The following is a 17,515-nucleotide window of genomic DNA, read 5'->3' on the forward strand; positions in this document are numbered from 1 at the left end:
GATACGGGACGGACGGAAATCGTCGTCATGCTTGGATGACGAGCGCCTCGGGAACACGGCCGGTCAGCCGGAAGAACATGTGTGAGGTCACGAGCACGTTTGGGTCGGCAAGATGCTGGTCGAGTGCTTTCAGATCGGCATCGAGCTCGGCCTGGCCGATGAAGCCTTCGGCGACAAGCCCGCCGCGGACATTGTCGATGAAATCCCGAAGGATCGGCCGGCGGTCGTGACCCGGCGGATAGACATGCTCGACCGCGTCGACGGATATCGCCTCGATACCGGCGTTCCGGAACAGACGATGCAGCCGGCGACCGATATTGAGGTCGATGCCTCTGGCGGCGGAATAGGCGACATAGGCGGCAAGCAGCCGGTCCCAGGCGGCAAGCGGCGGATCGCAGATATGTCCGAGGAAATCGGCCTCGAAGCTCGCGATCCAGCCACCCGGCCGTACCAATGACACCATTTCGAGCACGATCAGCTCTGGCCGCGGCACGTTGACGAGCACCAGCCGCATATGAGCGCCGTCGAAGGAACGGCGCGGCAGGCCTGTCGCATAGGCATCGCCCTCGCGCACATCCACCTGGGGGAGCGCATGGCCGGCAACGAAACGGCGGGCGAGTTCGACAAAATTCGGATCGCGTTCGATGCCGAGCACCGATCCGTTTGGCCCGACGCGTTTGCCAAGTAGGTGCAGAACCCCACCGGGGCCGCAGCCAAGATCGACGACGCGTTCGCCCGGCCGGATTCCGACCCGTTCGAGCTGCTGGTCGGAATCAGGGGCGAGATTGGCAATCTGTCGTTTCAGGCGTTCTTCTTCGGGCCCGGCGCGCCCAAGAAGATAGAGATCAGGCTCGCTCATGGCGTGTCCCCCTCTGACCTCGCGGAGGATGCGCCTGCGCGCGAAGAGCGTCAATCAGAAGATGCTGATAAGCTTAACGCGCGTCAGACGTCATGAAGCGCCGCTCGGCGGTTTCTTCATAGATCACAAGACCTTCGCGGCGGTAGAACGCCACCGCCGGATTGGTCGTCAGCACGCTGAGCTGCACGGGCAGGCCGATCGCCCTTGCTTCACCGAGCACTTGGCGAAGCGCGATCGCACCGTAGCCGCACTTCTGGTGACCGGGCGCGACGTAAAGCTTGTTCACCCAGAAATGGTCCTCGCGCCGCGTGACAGATACGCAGCCGACATCCTCGTGCCCCACGGCGATGATGCGATGCTCGCCGAGGATGAGTGCATCCGCCAGCCGAGGCCGCCAGCTGCCCCAAAGCGCGATCGCATAGTTGCGCATGCAGGCTTCTTCCAGCCAGTGCAGATAGGGTTCGTCGCCGGGGACGGCGGGGCGGAGGGCGGCTTTGGTCATGGCTTCGTCATGGAGTGTGGTTCAATCCGCGCAGGCCTAGCACCACAACCGTAACAGAGTGATGGCGGCCGGGTGGGCGCTAAGCCGGCAAGGGCCTCGAGCAGGCCGTGCTCAAACGAAAACAGGCCCTCGAGGGGGCCTGCTTCCAATGCTATTGAGCGAACCTTACGCCGCCTGCTTCTTCTCGCCGTAGGGGTCGAAGCGGCCGTAGAAGGTCTCGCCGCGTTCGGCCATTTCCTTGAGGAGTGCCGTCGGCTTGAAGTGGTTGCCATAATCCTTGGCGAGCGTCTCGCACATCTCGACGAAGGCCTTCACGCCCATGCCGTCGATGTAGGAGAGCGTGCCGCCGGTGTAGGGAGCAAAGCCGAAACCGAGGATCGAGCCGACGTCTGCTTCGCGCGGATCGGTGACGATGCCTTCTTCCATGGTGCGGGCCGCTTCGAGCGCGATCGTCGCGAGAAGCCGCTGCTTCAGCACCTCGACATCGATCTTGTCTGCGTTCTTCTGCGGATAGAGGGTTTTCAGCTCCGGCCACAGATACTTCTTGGCGGGCTTGGCCGGATACTCGTAGAAGCCCTTGCCGTTCTTGCGACCGCGACGGTCGAGATCGTCGACCATCTTGTTGATCAGCGCCAGGTGCTTGGGATCGACAGCCTTTTCGCCGAGGTCGGCGACGGTGGCCTTGAGGATCTTCTGGCTGAGGTCGATCGCCACTTCGTCGTTGAGCGACAGCGGGCCGACCGGCATGCCGGCCATCTTGGCGGCATTTTCGATCATCGCCGGCGGCACGCCTTCGATCAGCATGTCATAGGCTTCGTGGATGTAGCGGAAGACGCAACGGTTGACGTAGAAGCCGCGGGTGTCGTTGACGACGATCGGCGTCTTCTTGATCGCCGCGACATAGTCGAGTGCCACGGCGAGCGCCCTGTCGCCGCTCTCCTTACCGAGGATCACTTCCGTCAGCATCATCTTCTCGACTGGTGAGAAGAAGTGGACGCCGATGAACTGGCCCGGGCGCTTGGAGTTCTTGGCAAGACCGGTGATCGGCAGCGTCGAGGTGTTGGAGGCAAAGATCGCGTCTTCGGCAATCACCGCTTCCACCTTCTCGATCACGTCCTTCTTGACCTGGCGATCCTCGAACACCGCTTCGACGACGAGGCCGGCGGTCTTCAGGTCATTGTAGTCGGCCGAAGGGGTGATACGGGCAAGCAGCGCCTCGCCCTCTTCCTTGGTCAGGCGGCCCTTGCCGATCGAATCCTTGACCAGGCCTTCCGAATGCGCCTTGCCCTTTTCGGCCGCTTCCATGTCGCGGTCGATCAGCGTCACCGCAATGCCGGCAGCAGCCGTCACATAGGCGATCGAGGCGCCCATGAAGCCGGCGCCGACGACGCCGACATGCTTGAATTCGGACTTCGGCACGCCGGCCGGACGACGGGCGCCCTTGCCGAGTTCCTGCATCGAGACGAACAGCGAGCGGATCATCGAGAAGGCTTCGGTCGTCTGAAGGATCTCGGTGAAGTAGCGCTGCTCGATCTTGAGCGCCGTGTCGAACGGTACCTGCAGGCCTTCATAGACGCACTTCAGGATCGCGACGGCGCCCGGATAGTTGCCGTAGGTCTCGCGGCGCAGGATGCCGGAAGCGGCCGGCCAGAGCTGGGCCGAAGCCGGCGTCCAGATGCCGCCGCCCGGAACCTTGTAGCCCTTTTCGTCCCACGGCTGGACCGGCTTCAGGCCGTTCTTGATCATCGCCTTGGCCGCGTCGACCAGCTTGTCGGCATCGACGACTTCATGCACCAGGCCAAGCGCCTTGGCGCGGGCTGCCGTCAGCGACGAGCCTGTCGTCATCATCTGCAGCGCGTCCTGCGCATTGGTCAGGCGCGGCACGCGCTGGGTGCCGCCGGCGCCCGGGAAAATGCCGACCTTGACTTCCGGCAGCGCGATCTTGACCGACTTGGAATTCGACGCGACACGGCCGTGGCAGGCGAGCGAAAGCTCGAAGGCGCCGCCCATGCAGGTGCCGTTGATCGCCGATACCCATGGCTTGCCCGAGGTTTCGAGCTTGCGGAAGAGCCCGGTCATGCGGCCAACGAGGTCGAAGAGCTTCTGGGCGGCGTTATCCGGATCCTTCTTCTTTTCTTCCTGCTGGAAGGTGAACATCGACTTGATCATCGAAAGGTCGGCGCCGCCGGAGAAGCTCGACTTGCCGGACGTAAAGACGACGCCCTTGACCGCTGCGTCGGCCGTGGTCTGGTCGACGATGGCGTTGAGCTCTTCCATCACCTCCTGAGTGAAGACGTTCATCGACTTCTCAGGCATGTCCCAGGTGACGAGCGCGATGCCGTCAGCGTCGGTCTCGATCTTGAAATTGGTATACTTCGTCATGGTTCTCCCCCTCAGTAGAGAATGGGTTCGATCTGCAGCGAGACGTTCGATCCGCCGCTGTAACGTTGCTTGCTGGTGTTGGTGGCGATCAGCCGGCCGTCGCGCTCGACGCGGATGGTGAAGCCCGCGTCGACAGCCTTGTCGAGTTCGGGCTTCGGCACCTGCAGCACGAAGGGCACGCGGGTGGCCTTGCCGTCGCTGACGACCGAAGTCTCGGCGATCAGCTTGGCGGCGACGTCCATCACGCCCTGCTCTTCGAGCCGGATCGTGACGGTGCCGGCCGGAACCGGGCCGCTCGCGACATTGGAGATCGCACCGGTGAGCGTGAAGCTGTCGCCGCCTTCCTCCTCGTCGGAGACGCAGCCCGCGGCTGCAAGCAGCCCCAGGCCCATCACTCCGAGAAGGGTGCGGCGCATCACGTCCATCGTCAGACCCTTTCGATGATCGTGGCCGTGCCCATGCCGGCGCCGATGCAGAGCGTGACGAGCGCGGTGTTGAGATCGCGGCGCTCCAGTTCGTCGAGCACGGTGCCGAGGATCATCGCGCCGGTTGCGCCGAGCGGATGGCCCATGGCGATCGCGCCGCCGTTGACGTTGATCTTGTCGTGCGGGATGTCGAAGGCCTGCATGTAGCGCAGCACGACGGCCGCGAAGGCTTCGTTGAGCTCGAAGAGGTCGATGTCCGACAGCTTCATGTCGGCGCGCTTCAGAAGCTTCTCGGTGACGTCGACCGGGCCGGTCAGCATCAGTGCCGGGTCGGAGCCGATGTTGGCGAAGGCGCGGATGCGGGCGCGGGGCTTCAGGCCCATGCTTTCGCCGCCGGCCTTGGAGCCGAGCAACACGGCAGCAGCGCCATCGACGATGCCCGAGGAGTTGCCGGCGTGGTGCACGTAGTTGATCTTCTCAATTTCAGGATGCGCCTGGATGCCGACGGCTTCGAAGCCGCCCATTTCGCCCGGCATCTGGAAGGACGGGTTGAGCGAAGCGAGCGCCTGCATGTCGGTGCCCGGACGCATGTGCTCGTCGCGGTCGAGGATGGTCAGGCCGTTCTGGTCCTTGAAGGGCACGACGGACTTCTTGAAGTAGCCCTGTTCCCAGGCGTGCGCCGCACGCTTCTGGCTTTCGACCGCATAGGCGTCGACGTCGTCGCGGCTAAAACCGTACTTGGTGGCGATCAGGTCGGCCGAAACGCCCTGCGGCATGAAGAAGGCCGGCAAGTTGACCGAGGGGTCCATGAACCAGGCGCCGCCCGACATGCCGAGGCCGACGCGCGACATCGATTCAACGCCGCCGGCAATCACGATGTCGTCGGCGCCTTGGGCGATCTTGGCTGCGCCAAAGTTGACGGCGTCGAGGCCGGAGGCGCAGAAGCGTGAAATCTGCATGCCAGGCGCACGGGTCGAATAACCGGCTTCGAAGGCGGCAGCCTTCGGGATCACCGCGCCTGCGTCCATCACAGGATCGACGCAACCCATGATGATGTCGTCCACGGTCGAGGTGTCGAGGTCGTTGCGGTCACGCACCGCTTCCAGCATCTTGGCTGCCAGGCGAACGGACGGCACTTCGTGCAGCGATCCGTCCTTCTTGCCACGGCCGCGCGGTGTGCGCACGTGGTCGTAAACGAAGACTTTCGTCATGTCTCATCTCCCTTTCGGCAGCACCGTCAGGTGCTGCCCGTCAAAACATTTTAGATCGAACCCGCGGCGGGATTAGAAAGCGGCCGCATCAAGCGCCATTAGCGTGTCGGCGCCGGTTTCGATGCGGGCCTTGCGCAGGGCCGTTTCCGGCAGGATCCTTTCCATGAAGAAGGTCGCGGTGATCAGCTTGTTCTTCAGATAGTCTGCGCGCGCCGTTTCGCCAGAGGCAAGCTTTTCCTCGGCGGTCTTGGCGATCTTCGCCCACATGTAACCAAGGACGACGAGACCGAAGAGGTGCATGTAGTCGGTCGAGCCGGCGCCGGCATTGTCGGGCTTGGCCATCGCGTTCTGCATGAACCACATGGTGGCCGCCTGCAGGTCGTTGAGGCCCTTCTTCAGCGCCTTGGTATAGGCGGCGAGCTTTTCGTTGCTGCGGTTTTCCTCGCAGAAATCGCCGATCTCCTTGAACAGCGCCATGACGGCGCGGCCGCCGTTGAGGCCTAGCTTGCGGCCGACGAGGTCGAGCGCCTGGATGCCGTTTGCGCCTTCATAGATCATCGCTATGCGGGCATCGCGGACATACTGGCTCATGCCGTGTTCTTCGATGTAGCCATGACCGCCGAACATCTGCTGCGCCATGACGGCATGGTCGAAGCCCTTGTCGGTAAGTACGCCCTTCAGGATCGGCGTCATCAGGCCGAGGAGGTCGTCGGCCGTCTGGCGGTCGGCATCATTGTCGGAGCGGTGGGCGATGTCGGACTTGAGCGCGGTCCAGAGCGTGAAGGCGCGGCCGGCTTCGTTGAAGGCCTTGATCGTCATCAGGGTGCGGCGCACGTCCGGATGCACGATGATCGGGTCGGCCTTCTTGTCCGGCGCCTTCGGGCCGGAGAGCGAACGGCCCTGGATGCGGTCGCGCGCATAGTTGGCGGCATTCTGGTAGGCGATTTCAGCAATCGAGAGACCCTGCAGGCCGACGCCGAGGCGCGCCTCGTTCATCATCACGAACATGGCGTTGAGGCCCTTGTTCTCCGTGCCGATGAGATAGCCCTCGGCCTCGTCATAGTTCATGACGCAGGTCGAGTTGCCGTGGATGCCCATCTTGTGTTCGATCGCGCCGCAAGAAACACCGTTGCGTTCGCCCGGCTCGCCGGCGGCATCAAGCTTGAACTTCGGTACGATGAACAGTGAAATGCCCTTCACACCCTCGGGCGCGCCCTCAATGCGGGCGAGCACCAGATGGATGATGTTGTCCGACATGTCGTGTTCGCCGGCAGAGATGAAGATCTTCTGGCCGGAGATCTTGTAGGCGCCGTTGCCGGTGGGCACTGCCTTCGTGCGCAGGAGGCCGAGGTCCGTCCCGCAATGCGGCTCGGTGAGATTCATCGTTCCGGTCCAGGTGCCGGCAACCATCTTCGGCAGGTAGGCCTGCCTCTGCTCGTCCGTGCCATGCACGAGGATCGCGGCGATCGCGCCCTGGGTGAGGCCCGGATACATGGTCAGTGCCATGTTGGCCGACGACATGTATTCGCCGACGGCGGTGTGCAGCGTATAGGGCAGGCCCTGGCCACCGAATTCTTCGGGCACGGCAAGGCCAAGCCAGCCGCCTTCGCGGTAGAGGTCGAAGGCTTCCTTGAAGCCCTTCGGCACGCTGACCGAACCGTCGTCGCGACGCTTGCAGCCTTCCTGGTCGCCGGAAAGGTTGACCGGAAACAGGGCTTCTTCGGCAAGCTTGGCAGCTTCGCCGACGATCGCTTCGATCATGTCGGGCGTCGCATCGGCAAATCCGGGCAGGTTGTTGTAGCGCTCGATGCCGAGCACGTCGTTCAGGATGAAGAGGGTATCGTCGACCGGAGCCTTGTAGATGGGCATTCTTTCCTCGCCTTTGGTGCTTCGGGCTGCCGTCTCTCGTCGTCGACGCCCGGTTGCAGGATGCCGGATGCGCCGCCATCCTCATTGATTCCAGGGCATCGTCTCCCTCCCGTGCTTCCACGGGACAGCGGGATGCTCCAGGGCGGTCTCGCATCGTTGGCCGGATGCTACAAAATTTTGACGTTTGCGTAAACGTCAAAAATTGCGTGTCGTGCAGTTTGGTGGTGTGTGGGGGAGGTCGGCGGCACCGCGGCGCCTCAACTTCGCACGATCCTGCCAAATCGTTAAAAAATCATCCGCAGGTTAACCGCTTGTTTACCACGTTTCGTGAAAGGTGCGTGTTGAGATGGTCAAAGCTGCAACCTGTCCTGGCGTCGCATCGTTGTAGTTTTGCCCGCGTCGGAAGCGCCACAGGGGTGAAGAAAGCAGTTTTCTTCCGTGACGACTTTCGAGATGGCCGACGACAGGGGCGAAGAACAACATGAGCGGATTGCGATCAAATCCTCAGCGCGCAGGCAGCCAGTCCTATAGCGAGCGGCCGTCGCTCGACGCCTTGAACCGCACCATCGAAGGACTGGAGGCGCGGATCGAAGGCCTGATGAGCGGCACGGCCCGCGACCCGGCGCCAAGGCCGCCCGAGCGCCAGCCCGCCCGCGAACCCGTGCGGGAAACGGCCTCGCCCCGCGATGCCGTCGCCGAAATCATGCAGCGCCAGCGCAGCCTCAGCACCTCGCGCGAGCGCCCGACGCTTCGCGACCGGATGCCGCAGCGCGAGCCGGAACGTTATGCCCCCGAACGACCTGTTTCCGAGCGCCCGATCTCCGATCGTTACGTCGAAGAGCCGCGCCAGCAACCGCTTCACAACCAACCTCCGCGGCCCGCCTCCGCGGTCAACGATATCGCCGAAGCGCTTGTCGGTTTGCGCCAGGACCTGAAGCGCGACATCACTGACGGCCTGACGCGCGAGATGAATTCGCTGCGCACCGAAATTCGCGGCATCAAGGCGCAGGCGCAGGATCACAGCTTTGCCGAAGACGTGCGCGGCGACATGCAGCGCCTTGCCGAAAGCATCCAGCATCTCGGCCGCCAGGCATCGCCCGCCCAGGCCGATGCGCTGCGCGGCGATTTTGACGACCTGCGCGCGATGATCGACGGTCTCGCGCGCGAAGACAGCATGCGCCGGATGGAAAACCGCTGGAGCGGTGTCGAAGACCGGTTGATCGCCTTTGATCAGAACCGCGACGACGAACTGGTCGCGCTCGCCTATCGCCTGGACGAAATCAAGTCGCAGATCGGCTCGCTCCAGGGAAGCTCCGCCGTCGACGCGCTGGAAGACAAGCTGATCGCCGTCGCCCAGGCGATCGAAATGCTCGGTCGCCAGATCCAGCCGGACGATCGCCGCCTCGTCTCGCAGTTTGCCGATCTCGACAGCCGTCTCGACGAAATCAGCCGCGCCATCGCGGCCAACACTCGCACGACGTCCGGGCTGGATTCCGGCTTTGTCAATCGCCTGGAAAGCCGGCTTGGCGATCTCTCCCGCCAGATCGACAGCCTGTCGCGCCCGAACGACGGCGGGCTCGGTGCGCGCCTCGAAGCCTTGACCGTCCGGGTCGAGGATCTCGCCGGTGAAAAGGCGGCTGCCCGCTTGGAAGAGCGGCTGGACCAGCTGTCGCTGATGATGGAGCGCAGCAGCAGGACCGCGCAGTCAGACCTCAACGATTACCTGTCGGACATTTCCCGCAAGATCGAAGCTCTCGACCAGGGCAGCGTCAACGATGCGCTCGCCGAGCGGCTGGACTATCTCGCCCGCCGGATTGACGAGCTTGACACCCATGGCGCCCAGCCCGCGTCCGATCCGCGCTTCGACCGGCTGGAAGATCGCCTGGTCGGTATCGCGCAGCGTCTGGAAGAGACCTACGCCGCGCCGTTCGACGACCGCGCAGCACTTCAGAATCTTGAAGCCCAGATTGCCAACCTGTCGACGCTGGTCAGCCAGCCGCGGGCGGACGTCGCCCAAAGCGCCATGCCCGTCGACTACGAAAGCCGCATGACCGCGCTCGAGGACTATTTCTCGACCAGCGACGAGTACATCGTGGAAGCCGCGCGCCAGGCCGCCGAAGCTGTGATGGAAGCCTATTCCAAGAACGGTCCTTCGCAGGCCTCCGCCGGTGGCGATCTGGCAGCGATCTCGGCACTCGCCGAAGACTTGAGGACGCTTGAGGACTTGAGCCGCTCCAGCGAAGAGCGGACTGCGCGCACCTTCGAGGCGCTGCACGAAACGCTCGTCCACATTGCCGACAAGCTGGAGCGCATCGAAAACCGCGAGCCGGCAATGGCGGCGCAGCCTGCCATGGCGGTGGTGCGCGAAGCGGCTCAGATGCCGCGCGCCGCACAGCCGGAGTTCCACGACCCCTTCGGTGGCGGCGATCTTGATGATCGCTACGACGACCTGCAGCGCAATGTCCGTGCCCTCCAGGCAGAGGACCAGGCCGTCGCGGTTCAACCCGCCGAACCGGCAACAGCCCTTGCCGACGATGCGCAGATTTCGACCGTCGAGCTCGAAGAAGAGCGCGAGCCGGCTGCCGCCGCCCGCACCGGCCTGCTCGCCGGCCTCACCCGGCGCTTTTCCGGCAAGCGCTCGGAACCGGCGCCGGAACAGGCACGCAAGCTCGTAGAGCCGACCCCGTCGATCGATCCCTCCGAAATGCTCGCGCCGGAAGAAGCGAACCAGCTGCTCGAGCCGGGCTCCGGCGTTCCCGACGTGAAGAAGATCCTGGAACGCGTGCGCGCCGGGCAGATGAACAAAGCAGGCATCCAACCGGCCGATGGCGACAAATCGGACTTCATCGCCGCCGCCCGCCGCGCCGCCCAGCTTGCCGTCGAAGAGACCGACACCCTCAACAAGACCGGCGAAAAGGCCGCGACGTCCGGCATCGGCGGCGCCTTCGCCCGCCATCGCCGGCCGATCCTCATGGCCGTCGGCGCCGTCCTTTTGGCGATCATGTCTTACCCGCTGGTCAGCTCGATGCTGAACAAGGACGAGATGCCGGTCGAACCGGTCGCGGTCATCGAGCAGACGGTCACTCCGCAGGCAGCCGAGTTCAAGGCCGCCGACGACCATCTGGTGCAGGGCACGACCGTCGCGGCGCAGGAAGCACCGGTTACCGAGTCTGAGACGGCCGTTGCGACACCGCTCGATTCCGTCGAAACGCCCGTGAAGCTTCCCGAGGCCTCGATCGCGGTGACGGCAACGACCGTGCCGACGACCACCTTTGCAACGCCCGAAGACAAGGCGCCGATGCTTGCGCCCGTCGCCGAGACGCCGACGCCGGTCACCGAGTTCCAGCCGGCTCCGGCCGCAGCGTCGCCGGTGGCGAACGCTTCGCTCGCCAGCGCGCCGGCCGATGGCGCCGCGATGACCCCGGCGACGACAGCTGCTGCCGCTGTGCCCACCGACGTCGTGTTGCCGGAAGGTTTCGGTCCGGTCGCGCTGGTGACCGCGGCCAAGGGCGGCGACCCGCTCGCCTTCTACGAAATCGCCGTGCGCTTCACCGAGGGCCGTGGTGTTCAGGAAAACATGGCTGAAGCCGCCAAATGGTATCAGCGCGCCGCCGATGCCGGTGTCGTGCCGGCACAGTACCGCCTCGCGACCCTCTACGAGAAGGGCACCGGCGTGACGCGCGACGCGGCGAAGGCGAAGGCGCTCTATATCGCTTCCGCTGGCCAGGGCAACGCCAGCGCCATGCACAACCTCGCGGTGATGCTGGCAAGCGGCCGCGATGGCGCGCCTGACTTCAACGAGGCAACGAAGTGGTTTGCGAAGGCGGCCGAGCTCGGCATCCGCGACAGCCAGTTCAACCTTGCGGTTCTCTACGCCCGTGGCAACGGCGTGCCGCAGGACCTGACGGAATCCTACAAGTGGTTCTCGGCGGCTGCCCGCGAAGGCGATCTCGATGCCGGCGCCAAGCGCGACGAAGTTGCCAAGGCGATGAAGCCGGAGCAGCTCGAAAGCGCCAAGGCCAAGGCGGAAGCCTGGAAGGCTGAGCCGGTCGACGCCAAGGCAAACAGCGTCGACGTTCCGGATGCCTGGGTTGGCCCGGCCAACAAGACCGCCAGCGTCGACATGAGCAAGGCGGTCCGCAACATCCAGGCGATCCTCAACAACAACGGCTTTGACGCTGGCAAGCCGGATGGCCAGATGGGCAAGAAGACCGTCGCCGCCATCAAGGCCTTCCAGAAGTCGGTCGGCCAGGAGCCGACGGGCGAAATCACCGAGCAGCTGGTCAAGGAATTGCTGAAGCGCAATTCCTGACCCTTGGGCCTTGCGCCGTAATAAAGCCGCAGAGCCGGGCGACACGGGTTGCGGGTGGCGCAGCCATCCGCCATGTGGCTGAAAAGGTTGAAATCTCGGGCTGCTGCATAATTCCTTAATCGGAATCGGGCTAAGGAAGAACCGATGCAGCAATCAAGGTCCGATTCGTGGCCTTGGCACGTCCTGGCGGAAGCGCAACGCTGCAGGAGTGCATGACGGAGGCCGCCTCGCCCTCGGGAGAGGTGCCGGCCCTTCGAATATTCCCTCAATCGTGGTGATTTGATTGCCACACTGACTGGTTCGCCCGCATCGCGGGCCGTTGGCATATCGAGGTCCCGGCGTGTCGATTTATCTGCCCATCGCAGAGTTGTCGGTGAACATACTCATCATTCTCGGTATGGGCGCCGCAGTCGGCTTTCTGTCCGGCATGTTCGGCGTCGGTGGCGGGTTCCTGATCACCCCGCTCCTGATCTTCTACAATATTCCTCCCGTCGTAGCGGTAGCGACCGGTGCCAACCAGGTGGTGGCCTCGTCGATTTCGGGGGCGATCACGCATTTCCGGCGTGGCACGATCGACATCAAGCTCGGCACGGTGCTCTTATGCGGTGGTCTTGCCGGCGCGACCGTCGGCGTCTGGCTGTTCTCGCTGCTGCGTCGCCTCGGCCAGCTCGACCTGGTGATCTCGCTGCTTTACGTCGTGCTGCTCGGCACCGTTGGCGGCCTGATGCTTTGGGAGAGCGTCGTCGCCATGCGCAAGGCGGCCAAGAACCAGCAGACGACCTTGCGTCGCCCTGGCCAGCACAACTGGGTGCATGGCCTGCCCTTGAAGATGCGCTTCAAGAAATCGAAGATCTACCTGAGCGTCATCCCGGTTGTCGCCCTCGGCTTCTGCATCGGCATCCTGACCTCGGTCATGGGTGTCGGCGGCGGCTTCATCATGGTGCCGGCGATGATCTATCTCCTGCGCATCCCGACCAACGTCGTCGTCGGCACGTCGCTGTTCCAGATCATCTTCGTTTCGGCCTACACGGTCATCGTCCAGGCTTCGACCAACTACACCGTCGATATCGTGCTCGCCTTCGTACTGATGATCGCCGGTGTCATCGGTGCCCAATACGGCGTACGCGTCGGCCAGAAGCTGCGCGGCGAACAGCTGCGCGCATTGCTGGCCTTGCTTGTTCTTGCCGTCGGCATCCGTCTGGCAATCGAGCTCATCATTCCGCCGAAGGACGTCTATTCGGTCGTATCCGCGGGGTTCGGTTTCTGATGATCCGCCTCGCCCGCACAGCTCTCGCTCTCCTTGTTCTGGCTTTCGCCGCCCCGGCGCAGGCAGCCATCCAGGACGAGAATGCCGACTTCACCGAGAAGCTGGAGATCGGCATCTCCACCGACGAGATCGCCATCACTTCCGATTTCCGCGGCGCCGACCTGACGATCTTCGGCGCCGTCGACGGCTTCGATCAGGGCCTGCTGGCCCAGGGGCGCTACAACATCGTCGTCAGCCTCGAAGGGCCCAAGGACAACGCGACGGTGCGTAAGAAGGAGCGCGTCTTCGGCATCTGGGTGAACACCAGCTCCATGACCTTCGAGCTGGTGCCTGAATCCTATTCGCTGTCGTCGACGCGCGATATCGAGACGATCGCGCCGCCCGGCGAGATGGGCAACATGGGCATCGGCGTCGACCACATGCGGCTGGTGCCGCTCGGCTTCGTGGGTGACGGCAGCAATCTCGGCGAATTCCGCAACGCCTTCCGCCGCATCCGCGAGACCAGCGGCGTCTACGAGCGCGATCCCGGCGGCGTGCAGTTCATCAGCTCCAGCCTCTTCAAGGCCTCGGTGCGCTTGCCGGCCAACGTGCCGAACGGCGTGCATGTGGTTCGCGCCTATCTCTTCCGTGACGGCGTCTTCGTCGCCGCCAAGGCGCTGCCGCTGCGTGTCGTCAAGACCGGCCTGGAACAGTTCATCACCCAGGCGGCACACCAGCAGCCGCTGCTCTATGGCCTCATGGCCGTGCTGCTCGCCGTCATCACCGGCTGGGGCGCCAGCGTGATCTTCCGCAAGGAATAGTGACGGGCGATCTTCGCCGACGTTTCCTTTTGCGCGCCGGAGCGCTATGGAAAGGCATGCCGAATGCGTTTCATCAGCGCATGCCATGGCAAATAAAAAACAGAGGAAGCTCGATGAAACCGATTTTTGTCCAGTTGCAGTGCGCTCCCGGCAAGACCTACGAGGTTGCCGACGAGATCTACCGCAAGGAGATCGTTTCGGAGATGTATTCGACGAGCGGCGATTACGACCTGATCATCAAGGTCTATATCGAAGAAGGCCAGGACATCGGCAAGTTCATCAACGACAACATTGCCACGGTGCCGGGCATCTCGCGCTCGCTGACGACGCTGACCTTCAACGCCTTCTGATTACCGGCGGATCCCCGGCGCGGGAGAGCCGCGCCGTTTTCCCCGCCCTCTTCAGGCGATGAGATTGGCAAAGCGAACCGAATAGATCCGGTCGCGCCCGAGCATATGGGCGACAAGCTTGCTGCGGTCGAAGAGGCCGGTCATCGCCCGGTGCCTGAGATCGAGCCCGCCAGTGGTGACCCCGAAAGCCGGCATCAGCATGCGCGTGCCATCGGTCGCAAAGCAAGCGCGGCGCACCGCTCTTTCCCGTCTTACCACCGTTGCAGCCGGATGCAGGTGCCCGGCGATCTCGCCGACGGCATCGCCGCGCTTCGGCTCGTGCCGGAAGGTCAGGCCCGCATGGCCGAGTTCGTCCATCGAGGCGCCCGGCAGGCCGAAAGCACCGTCCGGGTCGTGGTTGCCGTTGATCCAGACCCATTCGCGCCCATGCGCCATGGCGGCAATCATGTGCCGGAAATCATCGGGCATTGCCGCCGAACCGACGCGGTCATGGAAGTTGTCGCCGAGGCTGATGACGAACTTCGGGTCGTGCCGCGCGATCGCCGCTTCAAGCACGCGCAGCGTCGCCAGCGTATCGTAAGGCGGCAAAAGCATGCCGCGGCGGGCAAAGGCGGAGCCTTTCTCCAGATGCAGGTCGGAGACGACCAGCGTGCCCGTCTCCGGCAGGTAGAGGCTACCGAGCGGATCGCAGATCGCGATGACGCCGTTGACGATTGTCTGGGCATGGAGGAGGGGGGCAGTCGTCTGGGCCGAGAGGGCGTGGGCGAGGCGATGCATGGTCACGGTCTCGCACATTGTGTTGCGAGGATAATACCCCCCTCTGGCCGGCAGGCCAGAGGGGGGTAACCCGCCGACATCGACAGACTGCTCATTCTCGAAACCATTTTCCTATCAATCCACATCCAGACCGCCCATCGCCTCGTGGATCAGGTCGTCGGCGGCTTCCGACAGCAGGAAGTCCTGCGCTTCGCCCTGGACCATTTCCTTGCCGATCTCCAACATGACGGGCACCGCCAGCGGCGAGATCCGGTCGAGCCGTCGATGCGTGATGTGGCCCTTGATTCGCTTCAGCATATCCCCGAGGCGGGCGATGTCCAAAAGCCCCGTCGCCGCATCGTTGCGGGTCGCTTCGAGCAGCAGGTGATCCGGCTCGTGCGCGTGCAATACGTCGTAAATGAGGTCTGCCGAGACCGTCACCTGCCGGCCGGTCTTTTCCTTGCCGGGATGGCGCTGGTCGATGAGGCCGGCGATGACGGCGCAGTTGCGGAAGGTCCGTTTGAGCAGGAAGGATTCGTTGAGCCAGGCTTCGAGGTCGTCGCCGAGCATGTCCTCGTCGAAGAGATCGGCAAGCGCGCCGCGCCTGAGCTCGAAGGTGGCCCCGAGGTCGTCGAGCGCCCAGACCGCCAGCGAGTAATCGGTGGCGACGAAACCGAGCGGTTTCAGCCCGGCGCGATCGAGCCGGCGGGTAAGCAGCATGCCGAGCGTCTGGTGCGCCAACCGCCCTTCGAAGGCATAGATGACCATGTAATGGCGGCTGCCGCGCGGAAAGGTCTCGATCAGAAGCTCGTCCTCGCGCGGCAGCATCGAGACGTCCTTCTGCAAGGACAGCCAGTCGCGCACCTGTTCCGGCAGCGCTGCCCGGCGCGCTGGATCGGCAAGCATCCTGCGGACCTGCTCGGCGAGATAGGTCGACAGCGGAAACTTGCCGCCAGCATAGCTCGGCACCTTGGGATCGAAGGTAAAGGCCTGGCTGACCAGGCACTCGTTTTCGCGGATGCCCTCGAAACGCAGCACCTTGCCGGAGAACATGAAGGTGTCGCCCTGCGAGAGCATTTCGAGAAAATACTCTTCGACCTTGCCGAGCGGCATGCCGCCGCGGCCAAGCGAGCCGCGCGCGTTGCGCTTGACCAAACGCACGTTGAGCATCGGCGATTCGACGATGGTGCCGACGTTCAGCCGGTACTGTTGCGCCACCAGCGGATTGGAGACGCGATAGAGCCCGTCCTTGGTCTTGCGGATGCGGGCATAGCGCTCGTAGGTCTTCAGCGCATAGCCGCCGGTCGCAACGAAATCGATGACGCGCTCGAAGGTCTCCCAGGCGAGCGTCGCATAAGGCGAGGCGGTGGTGATTTCATCGAACAATGCGAGCGGATCGAAAGGCGCGGCGCAAGCCATGCCGAGCACGTGCTGGGCGAGCACGTCGAGAGCGCCTTTGCCGACGGGTGGCGTGTCCTGCGCGCCGATATAGTTGGCGTCGAGTGCGGCCTGGCATTCCATCACCTCGAAGCGGTTGGCCGGCACCAGGATCGCCTTCGACGGTTCGTCCATGCGGTGGTTGGCGCGGCCGATGCGCTGGGCAAGGCGACTCGCGCCCTTCGGTGCGCCCACATGCACGACGAGATCGATATCGCCCCAGTCGATGCCGAGGTCGAGCGTCGAGGTCGCAACGACCGCCCGAAGGCGGTTCTCGGCCATCGCCGCCTCGACTTTGCGGCGCTGGGCGACGTCGAGCGAACCGTGATGCAGCGCGATCGGCAGGTTGTCGTCGTTGATCGTCCAGAGCTCCTGGAAGAGCAGCTCCGCCTGGCTGCGGGTGTTGACGAAGAGCAGGGTGGTGCCGTGCTCCTTGATCGCTTCGTAGACATCGGCGATGGCGTAGCGTGCCGAGTGCCCGGCCCAAGGCACATGCTCCTCGGTCTTCAGAATGGAGATCTGCGGCTTGGCCCCGCCCTGGACCTGGACGAGACCGGCATGGTTGTGCGCGTCCGGCTCTTGCGGCGCCAGCCAACGCTGCAGATCCATCGGGTCAGCGACCGTTGCCGAAAGGCCGATCGTCTGCAGGCCGGGCGCCAGCCGGCGCAGCCGCGCCAGACCGAGGGAGAGAAGATGGCCGCGTTTGGAGGTGACGAGCGAATGCAGCTCGTCAAAGACGACGTAGCGCAGGTCCTTGAAGAAGCGTTGCGCCTCGCCGTTGGCGAGCAGCAGCGCGAGTTGCTCCGGCGTCGTCAGCAGAATGTCGGGCGGATTGAGTTTTTGTCGCTGACGCTTGGCGGTCGGCGTATCGCCCGTACGGTTTTCGACGCGCACAGGCAGTCCCATTTCGCCGACCGGTTTCATCAGGTTGCGCTCGATATCGACGGCGAGCGCCTTCAGAGGCGAGATGTAGAGCGTGTGGATGCCGACGAAGGCTGCGCCCGGCGGGATCTTGCCGCGCCGGGTGAGATCGACCAGCGAAGGCAGGAAGCCGGCGAGCGTCTTGCCAGCGCCGGTCGGCGCGATCAGCAGCGTGCTTTCCCCGGCCTCGGCGCGGGCGAGCAGCTCCAGCTGGTGCGCACGCGGCCGCCAGCCCTTCTCGCCGAACCAGCGCAGAAAGGGAGCGGGCAGGGTCAGGGCATCGCCCTGCGGCTCTCTGGAATCGATCCTGTTCACGGAGAACAAAGGTAGATCAAATCCGCCAAAAGAGAAGCCTGTCCGATGGTGCAATCACAGGCATTGACTCGCGGTCTAATCATAGATAAAAATTATCCACGATTAAGGA

Annotated in this window: 12 protein-coding genes; 4 read left to right on the forward strand and 8 right to left on the reverse strand. The window is 63.9% G+C overall.

The annotated features are described in order from the left end of the window. Nucleotides 1–25: 25 nt before the first annotated feature. The 6 genes from AC3WVQ_RS00910 to AC3WVQ_RS00935 form a co-directional block, all read right to left on the reverse strand. Nucleotides 26–859 carry a methyltransferase domain-containing protein gene (locus AC3WVQ_RS00910; protein WP_110818530.1) on the reverse strand — a complete coding sequence of 278 codons (834 nt, stop codon included), beginning with the start codon at nt 857–859 and terminating at the stop codon, nt 26–28. A gap of 73 nt (nt 860–932) precedes the next feature. Next, nucleotides 933–1,361, reverse strand: a complete 429-nt coding sequence (locus AC3WVQ_RS00915) for a GNAT family N-acetyltransferase (protein ID WP_090295016.1) — start codon at nt 1,359–1,361, stop codon at nt 933–935. 165 nt (nt 1,362–1,526) lie between these two features. Beyond that, the gene (locus tag AC3WVQ_RS00920) at nt 1,527–3,743 is read right to left on the reverse strand and encodes an FAD-dependent oxidoreductase (protein ID WP_090295014.1); all 2,217 of its coding nucleotides are present in this window, start codon (nt 3,741–3,743) and stop codon (nt 1,527–1,529) included. Between the two features lie 11 nt (nt 3,744–3,754). Next, nucleotides 3,755–4,159: a YbaY family lipoprotein gene (locus AC3WVQ_RS00925; protein ID WP_162727257.1), complete on the reverse strand. Its 405-nt coding sequence runs from the start codon at nt 4,157–4,159 to the stop codon at nt 3,755–3,757. 11 nt (nt 4,160–4,170) lie between these two features. Then, a complete protein-coding gene (locus tag AC3WVQ_RS00930; protein ID WP_034797134.1) occupies nt 4,171–5,379 on the reverse strand; it encodes an acetyl-CoA C-acetyltransferase in 1,209 nt (402 codons plus the stop codon). 72 nt (nt 5,380–5,451) lie between these two features. Then, nucleotides 5,452–7,248 (reverse strand): acyl-CoA dehydrogenase C-terminal domain-containing protein, encoded by a 1,797-nt coding sequence (locus tag AC3WVQ_RS00935; RefSeq protein ID WP_090295012.1) that lies wholly within the window; start codon nt 7,246–7,248, stop codon nt 5,452–5,454. Between the two features lie 481 nt (nt 7,249–7,729). Here AC3WVQ_RS00935 and AC3WVQ_RS00940 point away from each other — a divergent pair, with 481 nt between their 5' ends. The 4 genes from AC3WVQ_RS00940 (at nt 7,730) to AC3WVQ_RS00955 (ending at nt 13,977) form a co-directional block, all read left to right on the forward strand. After that, nucleotides 7,730–11,560: a peptidoglycan-binding protein gene (locus AC3WVQ_RS00940; protein WP_090295011.1), complete on the forward strand. Its 3,831-nt coding sequence runs from the start codon at nt 7,730–7,732 to the stop codon at nt 11,558–11,560. 340 nt (nt 11,561–11,900) lie between these two features. Further along, on the forward strand, nt 11,901–12,827 hold the full coding sequence (locus tag AC3WVQ_RS00945; RefSeq protein WP_034797131.1) for a sulfite exporter TauE/SafE family protein: 927 nt from the start codon (nt 11,901–11,903) through the stop codon (nt 12,825–12,827). Then, nucleotides 12,827–13,627: a TIGR02186 family protein gene (locus AC3WVQ_RS00950; protein WP_060522335.1), complete on the forward strand. Its 801-nt coding sequence runs from the start codon at nt 12,827–12,829 to the stop codon at nt 13,625–13,627. Before AC3WVQ_RS00945 ends, AC3WVQ_RS00950 begins: the two co-directional genes overlap by 1 nt. 113 nt (nt 13,628–13,740) lie before the next feature. Then, complete coding sequence (locus tag AC3WVQ_RS00955) at nt 13,741–13,977, forward strand: Lrp/AsnC ligand binding domain-containing protein (RefSeq protein ID WP_034797129.1); 237 nt, start codon at nt 13,741–13,743, stop codon at nt 13,975–13,977. 51 nt (nt 13,978–14,028) lie between these two features. On the opposite strand, the gene pdeM is transcribed toward AC3WVQ_RS00955, so the two are convergent. After that, the gene (gene pdeM, locus AC3WVQ_RS00960; protein ID WP_060581904.1) at nt 14,029–14,754 is read right to left on the reverse strand and encodes a ligase-associated DNA damage response endonuclease PdeM; all 726 of its coding nucleotides are present in this window, start codon (nt 14,752–14,754) and stop codon (nt 14,029–14,031) included. Between the two features lie 114 nt (nt 14,755–14,868). Next, complete coding sequence (locus AC3WVQ_RS00965; RefSeq protein ID WP_181432568.1) at nt 14,869–17,415, reverse strand: ligase-associated DNA damage response DEXH box helicase; 2,547 nt, start codon at nt 17,413–17,415, stop codon at nt 14,869–14,871. Between the last annotated feature and the right edge of the window lie 100 nt (nt 17,416–17,515).

This window comes from Ensifer sp. EB106-05-01-XG146 (assembly GCF_058791875.1).

Coding starts and splice junctions, on each gene's coding strand:
- pdeM (WP_060581904.1), bottom strand. CDS start 14,754: ATGCATCGCCTCGCCCACGCCCTCTCGGCCCAGACGACTGCCCCCCTC.
- AC3WVQ_RS00950 (WP_060522335.1), top strand. CDS start 12,827: ATGATCCGCCTCGCCCGCACAGCTCTCGCTCTCCTTGTTCTGGCTTTC.
- AC3WVQ_RS00920 (WP_090295014.1), bottom strand. CDS start 3,743: ATGACGAAGTATACCAATTTCAAGATCGAGACCGACGCTGACGGCATC.
- AC3WVQ_RS00935 (WP_090295012.1), bottom strand. CDS start 7,248: ATGCCCATCTACAAGGCTCCGGTCGACGATACCCTCTTCATCCTGAAC.
- AC3WVQ_RS00910 (WP_110818530.1), bottom strand. CDS start 859: ATGAGCGAGCCTGATCTCTATCTTCTTGGGCGCGCCGGGCCCGAAGAA.
- AC3WVQ_RS00955 (WP_034797129.1), top strand. CDS start 13,741: ATGAAACCGATTTTTGTCCAGTTGCAGTGCGCTCCCGGCAAGACCTAC.
- AC3WVQ_RS00930 (WP_034797134.1), bottom strand. CDS start 5,379: ATGACGAAAGTCTTCGTTTACGACCACGTGCGCACACCGCGCGGCCGT.
- AC3WVQ_RS00940 (WP_090295011.1), top strand. CDS start 7,730: ATGAGCGGATTGCGATCAAATCCTCAGCGCGCAGGCAGCCAGTCCTAT.
- AC3WVQ_RS00925 (WP_162727257.1), bottom strand. CDS start 4,159: ATGCGCCGCACCCTTCTCGGAGTGATGGGCCTGGGGCTGCTTGCAGCC.
- AC3WVQ_RS00915 (WP_090295016.1), bottom strand. CDS start 1,361: ATGACCAAAGCCGCCCTCCGCCCCGCCGTCCCCGGCGACGAACCCTAT.